12 protein-coding genes are annotated in these 12,463 nt (G+C 70.6%); 7 read left to right on the top strand and 5 right to left on the bottom strand.

Features of this window, described 5'->3' with window-relative positions; translation table 11 throughout:
* Positions 1-74 precede the first annotated feature (74 nt).
* The 5 genes from N1032_RS04080 to N1032_RS04060 all read right to left on the bottom strand — a co-directional run bounded on the left by N1032_RS04080 (position 75) and on the right by N1032_RS04060 (position 5,922).
* Positions 75-1,085: an ABC transporter permease gene (locus tag N1032_RS04080; RefSeq protein WP_259537592.1), complete on the bottom strand. Its 1,011-nt coding sequence runs from the start codon at positions 1,083-1,085 to the stop codon at positions 75-77.
* Positions 1,085-2,599, bottom strand: coding sequence for a sugar ABC transporter ATP-binding protein (locus tag N1032_RS04075; RefSeq protein WP_259537591.1), 1,515 nt, complete (start codon positions 2,597-2,599; stop codon positions 1,085-1,087). Before N1032_RS04075 ends, N1032_RS04080 begins: the two co-directional genes overlap by 1 nt.
* A gap of 148 nt (positions 2,600-2,747) precedes the next feature.
* Complete coding sequence (locus N1032_RS04070; protein WP_259537590.1) at positions 2,748-3,605, bottom strand: amidohydrolase family protein; 858 nt, start codon at positions 3,603-3,605, stop codon at positions 2,748-2,750.
* Positions 3,602-4,573, bottom strand: a complete 972-nt coding sequence (locus tag N1032_RS04065) for an aldo/keto reductase (RefSeq protein WP_259537589.1) — start codon at positions 4,571-4,573, stop codon at positions 3,602-3,604. Before N1032_RS04065 ends, N1032_RS04070 begins: the two co-directional genes overlap by 4 nt.
* A 56-nt stretch (positions 4,574-4,629) precedes the next feature.
* Positions 4,630-5,922, bottom strand: coding sequence for an L-fuconate dehydratase (locus tag N1032_RS04060; protein ID WP_259537588.1), 1,293 nt, complete (start codon positions 5,920-5,922; stop codon positions 4,630-4,632).
* A gap of 151 nt (positions 5,923-6,073) precedes the next feature.
* On the opposite strand from N1032_RS04060, the gene N1032_RS04055 reads away from it, so the two are divergent.
* The 7 genes from N1032_RS04055 to N1032_RS04025 are packed head-to-tail and all read left to right on the top strand — an operon-like array spanning position 6,074 to position 12,368.
* Positions 6,074-6,922 carry a fumarylacetoacetate hydrolase family protein gene (locus N1032_RS04055; protein ID WP_259537587.1) on the top strand — a complete coding sequence of 283 codons (849 nt, stop codon included), beginning with the start codon at positions 6,074-6,076 and terminating at the stop codon, positions 6,920-6,922.
* 48 nt (positions 6,923-6,970) lie between these two features.
* Positions 6,971-7,717, top strand: coding sequence for an SDR family NAD(P)-dependent oxidoreductase (locus N1032_RS04050; protein WP_259537980.1), 747 nt, complete (start codon positions 6,971-6,973; stop codon positions 7,715-7,717).
* 15 nt (positions 7,718-7,732) lie between these two features.
* On the top strand, positions 7,733-8,173 hold the full coding sequence (locus tag N1032_RS04045; RefSeq protein ID WP_259537586.1) for a hypothetical protein: 441 nt from the start codon (positions 7,733-7,735) through the stop codon (positions 8,171-8,173).
* 10 nt (positions 8,174-8,183) lie between these two features.
* The gene (gene alr, locus N1032_RS04040; RefSeq protein WP_259537585.1) at positions 8,184-9,329 is read left to right on the top strand and encodes an alanine racemase; all 1,146 of its coding nucleotides are present in this window, start codon (positions 8,184-8,186) and stop codon (positions 9,327-9,329) included.
* The gene (locus N1032_RS04035; protein ID WP_259537584.1) at positions 9,326-10,327 is read left to right on the top strand and encodes a D-alanine--D-alanine ligase; all 1,002 of its coding nucleotides are present in this window, start codon (positions 9,326-9,328) and stop codon (positions 10,325-10,327) included. The genes alr and N1032_RS04035 overlap by 4 nt, the downstream gene beginning before the upstream one ends.
* Positions 10,324-11,709 carry a sensor histidine kinase gene (locus N1032_RS04030; RefSeq protein WP_259537583.1) on the top strand — a complete coding sequence of 462 codons (1,386 nt, stop codon included), beginning with the start codon at positions 10,324-10,326 and terminating at the stop codon, positions 11,707-11,709. Before N1032_RS04035 ends, N1032_RS04030 begins: the two co-directional genes overlap by 4 nt.
* On the top strand, positions 11,706-12,368 hold the full coding sequence (locus tag N1032_RS04025; protein ID WP_259537582.1) for a response regulator: 663 nt from the start codon (positions 11,706-11,708) through the stop codon (positions 12,366-12,368). The genes N1032_RS04030 and N1032_RS04025 overlap by 4 nt, the downstream gene beginning before the upstream one ends.
* Positions 12,369-12,463: the final 95 nt, after the last annotated feature.

Raw genomic sequence — 12,463 nt, 5'->3', positions numbered from 1 at the left:
GTGGATTCTGGTGCGGGGATGGAGATGAATGGGGTGCACGGGGACGGGAGGGACGGATGCGTGGTCCGCTCCGCTCAGGCGCTACGGCGGCGCAGCATGTCGAGGTAGACGGCGATGAGGATGACGAGGCCGACGGCGACCGACTGCCACTCCTGCGGCACCGAGATGATGCGCAGGCCGTTGGTGAGCACGGCCATGATGAGGGCGCCGATGACCGTGCCCACGATGGAGCCCTTGCCGCCCTGCAGCGAGGTGCCGCCGATCACCACGGCCGCGATGGCCTCGAGCTCGAGGCCCATGCCGCCGGTGGGCTGGGCCGAGCTCAACCGCGAGGCGGAGAGCACGCCCGCGATGCCGACGAACAGGCCCGAGATCGTGTAGATGATGATCTTCCACTTCACGACGTTGACCCCCGAGAGGGCCGTGGCCGCTTCGTTCGAGCCGATCGAGAACGTGTAGCGGCCCACGATCGTCTTCGACAGCAGCAGGGCCGAGAGCACGATCAGCACGATGAACACCGCCACACCGAGCGGAAAGCGCACGCCGGGGATGATCGAGAGGTTCATGATCGACTGGAAGTCGGGGGTCTCCTTGAAGTAGATCGGCTTGGTGCCCGAGATCACGAGGGCGAGTCCGGCCGCGATGAGCATCATGCCGAGGGTCGCGATGAACGGCGGGATCTTGAGCACGGCCACGTTGAAACCGTTGACCACGCCGATCAGGGCGCCGAACAGCACCGCTCCGAGCACTCCGGCCCAGAGCGGCCAGCCCCAGTAGGTGAGGAAGACACCGGCCATGACGCCGCAGAGGATCATGCCGGTGCCGATCGAGAGGTCGATGCCGCCGGTGATGATGACGAAGGTCGTGCCGAGCGCGAGGGTGCCGGTGACCGTCGCCGCGGTGAAGATGCTGATGATGTTCGCGGTGGTGAAGAAGTGCGGGCTCGCGATCGAGAAGAAGATCACGATCACGATCAGGCTCGCGAACGCCAGCAGCTGCTGCAGGGAGCCCCGCAGTGCTCCTCTCGCCGCGTTCGGCCGCGCCTCGGCGGGCTTCGGGGTGGGGGTCTCGGTCGTGAGCGTCATTACTTCACCGTTCCGTAGGCGCTGAAGCGCGTGGCGTAATCCATGATGTTCTCCTGGGTGGCGTCGGCATTCTCGAGCACGGCCGTGAGCCGGCCCTCGCACATCACCGCGACGCGGTGCGAGAGGCGCAGCACCTCGGGCAGCTCCGACGAGATCATGATGATCGCCTTGCCGCCGGCCGCCAGCTGGTTGAGCAGGGCGTAGATCTCGTCTTTCGCGCCCACGTCGATGCCGCGGGTGGGTTCGTCGAAGATCAGCACGTCGCAGTCCTTCGCGAGCCATTTGGCGATCACGACCTTCTGCTGGTTGCCGCCCGAGAGGTTCTTCACCAGCTGCGAGGTCGACGGTGTCTTGATGCGCAGCGCCGTCACGTACTCCCGGGCCGTGCGCTCGATCTTCTTGTCTTTGACGAAGCCGAGGGCGCCGATGTACTCCGAGAGCGAGGCGAGCACCACGTTCTCGCGCACGTTGCGCTCGAGCAGCACGCCGAGCTGCTTGCGGTCTTCGGACAGGTAGCCGATGCCGAGCTTGGCGGCCTCAGCCGGATTGTTGATGACGACCGGGCGCCCGTGCAGGGTGATGGTGCCGGACTCCGATCGGTCGGCGCCCACGATCGCACGCGCCACCTCGGTGCGGCCCGCCCCCATCAACCCCGCGAACCCGAGGATCTCGCCCTTGCGCAACTCGAAGCTCACGTCTTTGAGCAGCGACTTCGTCGACAGCCCCTCGACGGCGAGCACCGTCTCGCGAGGCGCCGACTCGTCCGACTGGCGCTGCTCGCTCACGATCTCGCGACCGACCATGAGCGAGATCACCTCCGAGGTCGGCGTCGTCGCGGTCTCGACCGTGCCCACGTAGCGCCCGTCGCGCAGCACCGTGATGCGGTCGCTGATCTGGCGCAGTTCGTGCATGCGGTGCGAGATGTAGATGACCCCGGTCGTCGGCGTCGTGAACCGCCGGATGAGGTCGAAGAGGGTGTCGACCTCGGCGTCGTTGAGGGCCGCAGTCGGCTCGTCCATGATCAGCACGCGGGCGTTGTAGCTCAGGGCTTTCGCGATCTCGACCATCTGCTGCTTCGCCACGGTGAGGCCGCCGACGACCTCCGACGGGTCGAGCGCGAGGCCCAGCCGGTCGAACAGTTCGCGGGTCTTGCGGTTGAGCGACCGCTCCGACAGGAAGACGCCTCCGCTGCGGGGCTCGCGGCCGATGAAGATGTTCTGCGCGATCGTGAGGTCGGGCATCAGGTTGAACTCCTGATGGATGATGCTGATGCCGAGTTCCTGCGCCTGCTTGGGTCCCGTGATCGCGAGCTGCTCGCCACTCAGGAAGAACTCGCCCTCGTCGGGTGTGTAGACCCCCGAGAGCAGCTTCATCAGCGTCGACTTGCCGGCCCCGTTCTCGCCCACCAGAGCGAGCACCTCGCCCGCCCGCAGGTCGAGGTGCACGTCGTCGAGGGCCTTCACACCGGGAAAGCTCTTGCTGGCGCCCACCACCTCGAGCAGCGGCGCACTCATCGCTTGCTCGATCCGGGGAAGATCGGATGAATCATTCTCACAACGCCTATCTCTTCTTTGAGTTTTCGGTGAAATTCAGTATCGTCAGCCGCATCCCAGGGTGTCAACAACTGTCGCGGTCGGCGGATAACGATTAGACATCGGATCTTTACGTCGTCGTGACCGGCCCCTCTCGGGCATAGACCCGCAGCGCGGTGCCGCCGAGCACGGCAGCGCTTTCGTCACTCCCCAGCTCACCGATCAAGCCCGCGAGAACGTCGAAGGTCGGCCCGTAGCCACCGTCGGGCACGGTGATCGGCCAGTCGCTCCCCCACATCATGCGAGCGGGCCCGAAGGCGTCGAGCGTGATCTGCCACACCTCGCGCAGCGCGTCGGCCGAGTAGTCGGTGTGCGGCATCCGGAGCCCCGACACCTTGGCGATCGTGTTCGGCAGCCGGGCGGCGCGCTCGAACTCCTCGCGCCAGTCCGCGAAGTCGGCACCACCCCGCGGCGGCTTGCCGAGGTGGTCGATGACGACCGTGAGGTCGGGCACGGCGCCGGCCACGGCGGTGACCTGAGCGAGGTGGCGGGGCCACGCGTTCGGTACGTCGAAGGCGAGACCGTGCCGCGCGACGAGGGCGAGCGACCGGCGCACGGCGGGCATGTCGAGGAAGTCGTCGCGCGGGTCGTCGTGCACCAGGTGCCGCACTCCGCAGAACGCCGGATGCCGCCGCCGGCGCTCGAGCTGAGCCTCGGCGGTCTCGGGCTCGTCGAGCCGCACCCACCCCACGACGCCGGTCACCCACGGGTTCTCGTCGGCCACGCGCAGCATCGCGTCGGTGTCGGCGTCGGTGTCGTCGGCCTGCACCAGCACGGCGCCGTCGATGCGGGCGGCGGCGAGCTCCACCTCGGCGTCGTGCGCCGTGAAGTCGGCGTAGAGCTCCCCCGACTCGGGCGTGAGCCAGGAGTACCCGCCCGCGCCAAGGCTCCACAGGTGCAGGTGGGCGTCGATGACGTGAGCGGTCATGGGTGGATCAGCCCTTCGTCGGTCAGCCGCTGCCAGAACGCCTCCGGAATCGGGGCATCCATGCGCTCGACGTTCTGCCGCAACTGCTCGGGCGTCGAGCTGCCGGTCACGACGCTCGCGACGAGCGGATCGCGCAGGCTGTACTGCAGCGCCGCAGCGGGCAGCTCGACGTCGAAGCTCTGCGCGATCGCCGCGATGGACTGGGCTCGGGCGAGCACCTCGGGCGGCACGCCGCCGTAGTCGTAGCGGGCCTTGGTCGCGGGATCGTTGGTGGCGAGCAGCCCGGAGTTGAACACCGAGGCGTTCACGATGCGCACCCCGTTGGCGGTGCAGGCCTCGAGCACGCCGGGATAGACCGGCTGCTCGGCGAGCGTGTAGCGCCCCGCCACCATGAGCACGTCGGCGAGACCCGTCAGCGCCGTCTCGAGCAGGGTCTCGGTGACCATCGATCCCACGCCGATCGCCCGCACGACGCCCTCGTCGCGCAGGCGGGCGAGGGCCGGGATGCCGTCGCTCATGCCGAGGGCGAGGTCGTGACGTTCCGGGTCGTGCAGGTAGAGCACGTCGACGCTGCCGAGGCCCAGGCGATCGAGCGACTCGTCGAGGCTCCGCCGCACGCCGTCGGGCGAGAAGTCCCAGACGCGTTTCAGATCGGCGGGAACGGCGTATTCGTTCTGCAGGTCGAGGGTTCCGGCGCCCTCGGGGTTCGGCCGGAGCAGGCGGCCCACCTTGGTCGAGATCACGTAGTCGTCGCGCGGCTTCGTCTGCAGGAAGGCGCCGAGCCGCCGCTCTGCCAGGCCGAGGCCGTAGTGCGGCGCGGTGTCGAAGTAGCGGATGCCCGACTCCCAGGCCACGTCGAGAATCTGCCAGGCCACGTCGTCGGTGAGCTCGCGGTAGAGGTTGCCCAGGTTGGCGGTGCCGAGGCCCAGGCGCCCGAAGGCGGGCAGGTGATTGGTGCTCTGTGTCATCGGTGCTCTCCTCGGATGCGTTCGGCTCAGTCGCGCGTGGTTCGGGCCCGCTGGGCTCAGACCCGCTCGGCGGATTCGAACTCGAACTCGGAACGGCTCGACGCCCGCATCTCGCCGCCCGAGCCGGGCAGCAGCGGCGGCCAGTAACGGCCGTCGTACACGTCGACCGGGGCCAGGAAGTGCTCGTGCAGGTGGTCGACGAACTCGATCATGCGACCTTCGCGTGAGCCGCTCACGGCCACGAAGTCGACGTACGACAGGTGCTGCACGAGCTCGCAGAGCCCCACGCCGCCCGCGTGCGGGCACACCGGCACGCCGAACTTCGCCGCCAGCAGCAGGATCACGATGTTCTCGTTGACTCCCGCCACCCGGGTGGCGTCGATCTGCAGGATGCCGAGCGCGTCGGCCTGCAGGAACTGCTTGAACATCACCCGGTTGGCCATGTGCTCGCCGGTGGCCACGGGGATGGGAGCGACCCCGCGGGCGATCGCGGCATGACCGAGCACGTCGTCGGGGCTCGTGGGCTCTTCGATCCAGGCGATGTCGAACGGCTGCAGCCGGCGCATCCAGTCGATCGCCTGCTGAACGTCCCAGCGCTGGTTGGCGTCGGTCGCGATGCGGATGTCGGGGCCCACCGTCTCGCGGGCGATGCGCAGGCGCCGGATGTCGTCGTCGATGTCGCCGCCGACCTTGAGCTTGATCTGGGCGAAGCCGTCGTCGACGGCCTCGCGGCACAGCCGGGCCAGCTTCTCGTCGTCGTAGCCGAGCCAGCCAGGGCTCGTGGTGTAGGCGGGATAGCCCGAGTCGAGCAGCGCCTGTTCGCGCTCGGCGCGGCCGGGCACCGCGGCACGGAAGATGTCGAGCGCCTCGGCGGGCGTGATGGCGTCGGTGAGGTAGCGGAAGTCGACGAGTTCCACGAGCTCTTCGGGCGACATCCGGCCGAGCAATTGCCACAACGGCAGGCCGGCGCGTTTGGCCTTGAGGTCCCAGAGGGCGTTCACCACGGCGCCGATGGCCATGTGCATGACGCCCTTTTCGGGGCCGAGCCAGCGCAGCTGCGAGTCGTAGACGAGCTCGCGCCAGGTGGCGCCCATCGAGCCGAGCAGCTCTTCGACGTCGCGGCCGAGCAGGTGGCCTTCGAGCGCCCGGATGCCGGCCACCTGCACGTCGTTGCCCCGGCCGATGGTGAACACGAAGCCGTGACCCTCGAGGCCGTCGGCCGCGTCGGTGATGATGCGCAGGTAGGCGGCGGAGTAGTCGGGGTCGGGGTTCATCGCGTCGGAACCGTCGAGCATGGTCGAGGTGGGAAACCGGATGTCTGTGGTTTCGATCGCCGTGATGGTGCTCACCGTGTGCCTCCCTTGGCTGTCGGCCGAGCATAAACATCCGATGTCTCGTCTGTCAAGTGGCGCGAATAGTCCGAAAGCGGCGATAAAGGCAGGACTTCGGGCGCTATAGTTCTGATGTTATTGGCCATCCCGCTACGACGAAAGCAGTTCGATGAGATTCGCCAGAATCGGCGCGATCGGTGAGGAACGCCCCGCGCTCCTCGTCGACGGCACCTACTACGACCTCTCCGGCGTCACCGACGACATCACCGGCGGCTTCCTCTCGACCGGCGGCCCTGAGCGCGCCCGGGCCGCTTTCGACGGCGGCGAGCTGCCCGAGCTTCCCGGTGCCGCGAGCGCCCGCGTCGGCGCTCCGATCGCCCGGCCGAGCGCCGTCGTGTGCATCGGCATGAACTATGCCGCCCACGCGGCGGAGTCGGGATCGGCCCCTCCGACGGTGCCCATCCTGTTTCTGAAGACCCCGAACACGGTGGTCGGGCCCGACGACGTGGCCCGCATCCCCCGCGGCAGCACCAAGACCGACTGGGAGGTCGAGCTGGGCGTCGTGATCGGCGAGCGGGCCTCCTACCTCGACTCGCCGGCCGACAGCATCCGTCACATCGCGGGCTTCGTGGTGGCCAACGACCTCTCGGAACGCGAGTGGCAGCTCGAGATCTCGGGCGGCCAGTGGTCGAAGGGCAAGAGCGCCCCCGGCTTCACACCGGTGGGACCCTGGCTCGTGACCCCCGACGAGGTCGACTACCGCGACCTGCGGCTGCAGAGCCGGGTGAACGGCGAACCACGGCAGGATTCGACCACCGCCGACCTCATCTTCGACGTCGACCGCATCGTCTACGACCTGAGCCAATATCTGACGCTCGAGCCCGGCGACCTGGTGCTGACCGGCACGCCCGAGGGCGTGGCGCTCTCGGGGCGGTTTCCCTACCTCAAGGCCGGCGACGTGGTCGAGATCGAGATCGACGGGCTCGGACTTCAGCGCCAGGAGTTCGTCGACGCCTGAGCGTCGGCCCCGCATCATCCGTCAGTCGTTCGAAGGAGAACTGCAGTGCTGGAATTCTCAGAGCTCGTTGCCGTGGTGACGGGCGGTGCCTCGGGCATCGGCGCCGCCATCGCCGACCGCCTCGCCGAGGGCGGCGCCCAGGTGGCCGTGCTCGACCTCAACCCGGCCGGCGCGAACCCGGCGCACTTCGCGGTGGCCGCGAACGTCGCCGACGACGAGTCGGTGAAGGCGGCGATCGCTCAGGTGGCCGAGCGGTTCCGCCGCATCGACATCGTGGTGAACAACGCCGGCATCGGCGCGGTGGGCACCGTGGCCGACAACGACGACGACGAGTGGCACCGCGTGTTCGACATCAACGTGGTGGGCATGGCGCGGGTCACCCGCGCCGCGCTGCCCTACCTGCGCGAGTCGCCGTCGGCCGCCGTGGTGAACACGTCGTCGATCGCGGCGACCGCAGGCATTCCTCAGCGGGCGCTCTATTCGGCGACCAAGGGCGCGGTGCTGTCGCTCACCCGGGCGATGGCGGCCGACCACTTGCGCGAGGGCATCCGGGTCAACTCCGTGAACCCCGGCACCGCCGACACCCCCTGGGTGGCGCGGCTGCTCGATTCGGCCGACGACCCGGCCGCCGAGCGCGCGGCCCTCGACTCGCGGCAGCCGCACGGCCGACTCGTCGCCGCCGCCGAGGTGGCCGATGCGGTGGCCTACCTGGCGAGCCCGCGCTCGGGCTCGACCACGGGGGCCTCGATCGCGGTCGACGGCGGCATGCAGAACCTGCGGCTGCGGCCGGAGTAGGCGTCGCTCCGCTGCGTGCCACCCGTTTCGGGAGGGGCACGCGCGCACGGGCGCCGCATCCGGCCCGGCGACGGCCAGCTCCTCCCCCCGGCGGCGCATCAGCTCCCGCGGCGGCGGGTGGGCACCCGCGGCGGGGGCGCCGCGCCCGGGCCGGCGACGGCCAGCTCCTCCCCACGGCGGCTATCGCCTCCGTTTCGGGAGGAGCACGCGCGCACCGGCGCGGCATCCGGCTCTGCAACAGCCAGCTCCTCCCGCTGGCGACGGAACGGCGGCCGCGGCGGAGGCGCCGGACGCGGGCCGGCGACGGCCGGCTCCTCCCGTGGCGGCGGATCGGCACCCGTTTCGGGAGGAGTACGCGCGCACTGGCGCGGCATGCGGCCCGGTGAGGGCCTGCTCCTCCCCACGGCGGCGGATCGGCACCCGCGGCGGAGGCGCCGGCACCATCGGCGTGCGTAGCGTCGCCTGCATGATGTCATTCCGGGTCGCCGAGCGCACCGCCGATGCCCTGCTCACCATCGATCTCGACGCCGTCGCCGCGAACACCAGGCTCTTCGCCGAACGCACGGCCGGCGAGCTCATCGCCGTGGTCAAAGCCGATGGCTACGGCCACGGCGCGGCAGATGTCGCCGCCACCGCGCTCGCCAACGGCGCCTCCCGTCTCGGGGTGGCCCGGCTCGACGAGGCCCTGGCGCTGCGCGACCAGGGTCTCTCGGCGCCGATCATCAGTTGGCTGACCGACGCACGCGACGACGCCTTCGCGCCGGCGGTCGACGCGGGCATCGAGCTGGCCGTGCCGAGTCTCGCGCACTTGCTGTCGCTGGCGCGCACCGACGGCGTCGCCAAGGTGCACCTGCACCTCGACACCGGGCTGGCCCGTGACGGCGCCGAGCCCGCCCGATGGATCGACCTCTGCCGCGCGGCGCGAGAGGCCGAGTTCCACGGGCAGGTGCGGGTGGTGGGCATCATGGGCCATCTGGCCGAAGCCGACGACCCGGCGGCGCCGAGCAACAGCACGGGCCGCCGGCGATTCGAGTGGGCGGTCGACGTGGCTCGCCTCTGCGGCCTGCGGCCGCACCTGCTGCACCTCGCGGCGACCTCCGCCACCCTGACTCTGCCGGCCACCCATTATTCGGCGTCGCGGGTGGGCGCCGGCCTGGTCGGCATCGACCTCTCGCGCACGACGCGACTGCGGCAGCCGATGACCCTCACCGCTCCGCTGCTGGCGGTGCGCTCGGTGGCCGCCGGCACGCCCGCCGGTTACGGCCACGACTGGGCGGCGCCCCGCGCGACCCGCCTCGGGCTGGTCGGGCTCGGTTACGCCGACGGCATCCCACGGTCGTCGGCGGCGGGTGCCCACGTTCTCGTGCGCGGCCGTCGGGTGGCACTCGCGGGCCGCATCTCGATGGACCAGCTCGTCGTCGACCTGGCCGACACGGGCGCGATGGCCGGTGACGAGGTGACGCTGTTCGGGCCGGGCGATCGGGGTGAACCGACGATCGCCGATTGGGCGGGGTGGTCGGACACCATCGAGCACGAGATCGTCACCCGGGTGGGCGCTCGGGTGCGGCGCTCAGTCACGGCGACGACGCTCGCGGTGGGAGCACGCGCATGAGCCGGCTGCGGGTGGTGGTGATCGGAGGCGGCCGGAACGGCGAGCACGAGGTGTCACTCGCCTCGGCGGCAGCGGTCGCCCGGGCCCTCGACCCTCGTCGCTACGACGTCGTGCCGCTCACGATCGACCGCGCCGGCGACTGGAGGGGCGCCGACGGCGAGGCGCTCGGGTTGCGCCGGGCCATCGACGAGGTGCGCGCGTGCGACCTCGTCATTCCGGTGGTGCACGGCCGGCACGGCGAAGACGGCACCCTCGCGGCGCTCTGCGAGCTGGCCGGCACGCGTTATGTCGGCTCGGGAGTGACGGCGGGCGCCATCGGCATGGACAAGCACCTGACGAAGCTGGTCGCGAACTCGGTGGGAGTGCCGACCGCCCGCGGTGTGCTGCTGCGCCGCGAGAACGCCCACGCCTACCGATTCCGCGAGCCGGTGGTGGTGAAGCCGGTGACGGCGGGGTCGAGCCTCGGCGTCACGCTCGTGCACGCGGCATCCGAGTTGCCGGGCGCGATCGATGCGGCCTTGGCGTTCGACGACCGTGTGCTGGTGGAGCAAGTGGTCGTGGGGCGCGAGATCGACATCGCGGTCGTGCGCCGCGCCGACGGCTCGATGCTGGTGTCGCCGGCCCTCGAGATCGAGCACGACGGGCTCTTCGACCACGAGGCGAAGTACGATGGGCGGGCGGTGTTCCACGTTCCCGCCCGGCTCGACGTCGGCGAGCGCTGGGAGCTCGAACGCGCGGCCGTGCGCCTCTACGACGCCCTCGACTGCGCGGGCCTCGTGCGCCTCGACTTCTTTCTCACGGCCGACGGACCGGTGCTCAACGAGGTGAACACTACGCCAGGCCTCACTGCGGAGTCGCAGGTACCGCGCATGTTCCGGGCGGCCGGTGTCTCCTACCCGCAGCTGCTCGACCTGCTCGTCGACGACGCCCTCGCCGGCCCACCACCGGGCCCGGTGGCGGCCGGTCTCTCAGCACAGCGGGCGATACTGTCAGCATGAACACCCCGACCGTGCGCTCCTGGGCTCCCGATCTCGCGGCCGGTCTCGCCGTGCTGGTGCTCGGGCTCTGGGAGGCGTACGCCAATGCCCACGCCGGGTACGACTACGGTCTCGGGCCCTGGCTGGTCGTCTTCGGCACCGCCGCGGCCGTGTCGCTCGTGCGTCGCAACGGGTGGTGGTCACTCGGCATCCTGTGGGCGGTGCTCGTGCTGCAGGTGGCGACGGCCACCGATCTGATGCTCATCCAGCTCGCGGTCGTCGGCATCGCCTTCGGCCTCGCCCGCTGGGGGTCGAAGCCGCTGCTCTGGGCCAGCGGAGCCTCCATCCCGTTCGCCACGGTGCTCGGCCTCGGCTACATCGGGCTGCTCGCCAACGGCATCTGGGGCACGAGGGTGGCCCGAAACCTGATCGTTCCGCTGGTCGACAGCGGCATCCCGTGGCCGCTCGTGGTGCTGCCGATGATCGCCGGACTTCTGGCGCTGCCGTGGTTCGCGGGGCTCGCCGCACGCTACTGGGGCGCGGCCCGGATGTCGCAGCGATCGCAGGCGGAAGCCGAGGCCGAGGCGCTCGCGGCCCAACACGAGCGTGCCCGCATGACCGAGATCGCCACCCTGCGCGAGGGTCAGGCGCGGCTCGCCCGCGACGTGCACGACGTGGTGGGCCACTCGCTCACGGTCATCCTGGCGCAGGCCGAGTCGGCGCAGTTCCTCGACGGAGACGACCCCGAGGCGCTGAAGCGCACGATGACGACCATCGCCGAGTCGGCGCGGTCGTCGCTGCAGGAGGTGCGCGCCGTGCTGACCTCGCCCGACGGCGGTCACGGGCAGCGCACCGACCTCGACACCCTCATCGACGCCACGCGGGCGAGCGGCTACGAGATCACGGTGGCCGACGCCGGGTCGCCGCGCCCGTTGCCGCCCGAGTTGGCGACGGTCGCGTTCCGGGTGCTGCAGGAGATGCTCACCAATGCCATCAAGCACGGGCGGCGCGACGGCACGGTCGCGGTGGAGCGCGACTGGGGCGACGAGCGGCTGCGGCTGTCGGTGGCGAACGAGGCCGCCGAGGGCGATGGAGACGGCGCCGGCGCCGTCGCCGTCGTGGCCGATGCGGTCAGCGGGGCCGACGCAACCAACGGCCCCGCCGTCACCGCCGAGGGAGCGCGCGCCGACGACAGCTCACGCCCGCCCGCCGGCAGCGCTCCGGCACACGGCACGAGCACGAGCACGAGCACGGGCAACGGCATCGGCGGCATGCGCCGCCGGCTCGAGTCGGTGGGCGGGTCGCTCGAGCTGCGGCAGAGCTACGGCACCGGCTCGGTGTTCACGGCGATCGCGTCGCTGCCCGTGCGAGCACCCCGACCGCTCGAGGTGGCGCAGTCGTGAGCGAGCCGATCCGCGTGCTGCTCGTCGACGATCAGCCGCTCTTCCGTGAGGGCATGCGCGTGATCATCGACGCCCAGCCCGGCCTCGAGGTCGTCGGAGCCGCCAGCGACGGCGCCGAGGCCGTCGAACTCGTCGACTCGCTGTCACCCGACGTCGTGCTGATGGACATCCGGATGCCGGAACTCGACGGCGTCGAAGCCACCCGCCGCATCTTCGTGCCCGAGCGGGCGCGGCAGCGCGATCGACCGGTGCGGGTGCTCGTGCTCACCACCTTCGACCTCGACGATCGAGCCGCCACCGCCATCCGTCACGGCGCGAGCGGATTCATCCTCAAAGACACGACGCCCGCCATGCTGATCGACGCCATCCGCACCGTGCACGCGGGCAACGCGGTGCTCGCACCCGAGAACCTCGCCGCACTCCTCACCGGCCGGTTCCAGGAGCGGGCGCCGGCGCCGGCCGAGTTCGGCCTGCTCACCGAGAAGGAGCGCGACGTGTTCGACGCCGTCGCCCGGGGCGCGTCGAACGCCGAGGTCGCCAAGGCGCTGTTCACGAGCGAGTCGACGGTGAAGACCCACGTCGGGGCCATTCTGCGCAAGCTCGCCCTGCGCGACCGGGTGCAGATCGTCGTCTTCGCCTACGAGCACGACCTCATCTGATCGGCTGTTCCGCGCCTGGTGTCTCGGGCCCGAGCCGACGCATCAGGGTGCGGTCCCAGCGCAGGACGCACCCGGTGTCGGTTCTCAGCCGATCG

Origin of the sequence: Herbiconiux daphne, assembly GCF_024979295.1 — a bacterium.
Taxonomy (GTDB): domain Bacteria; phylum Actinomycetota; class Actinomycetes; order Actinomycetales; family Microbacteriaceae; genus Herbiconiux; species Herbiconiux daphnes.
This window is presented reverse-complemented; position numbering and strand designations above follow the sequence as displayed.

Coding starts and splice junctions, on each gene's coding strand:
- N1032_RS04080 (WP_259537592.1), bottom strand. CDS start 1,085: ATGACGCTCACGACCGAGACCCCCACCCCGAAGCCCGCCGAGGCGCGG.
- N1032_RS04075 (WP_259537591.1), bottom strand. CDS start 2,599: ATGAGTGCGCCGCTGCTCGAGGTGGTGGGCGCCAGCAAGAGCTTTCCC.
- N1032_RS04070 (WP_259537590.1), bottom strand. CDS start 3,605: ATGACCGCTCACGTCATCGACGCCCACCTGCACCTGTGGAGCCTTGGC.
- N1032_RS04065 (WP_259537589.1), bottom strand. CDS start 4,573: ATGACACAGAGCACCAATCACCTGCCCGCCTTCGGGCGCCTGGGCCTC.
- N1032_RS04055 (WP_259537587.1), top strand. CDS start 6,074: ATGAGATTCGCCAGAATCGGCGCGATCGGTGAGGAACGCCCCGCGCTC.
- alr (WP_259537585.1), top strand. CDS start 8,184: ATGATGTCATTCCGGGTCGCCGAGCGCACCGCCGATGCCCTGCTCACC.
- N1032_RS04035 (WP_259537584.1), top strand. CDS start 9,326: ATGAGCCGGCTGCGGGTGGTGGTGATCGGAGGCGGCCGGAACGGCGAG.
- N1032_RS04030 (WP_259537583.1), top strand. CDS start 10,324: ATGAACACCCCGACCGTGCGCTCCTGGGCTCCCGATCTCGCGGCCGGT.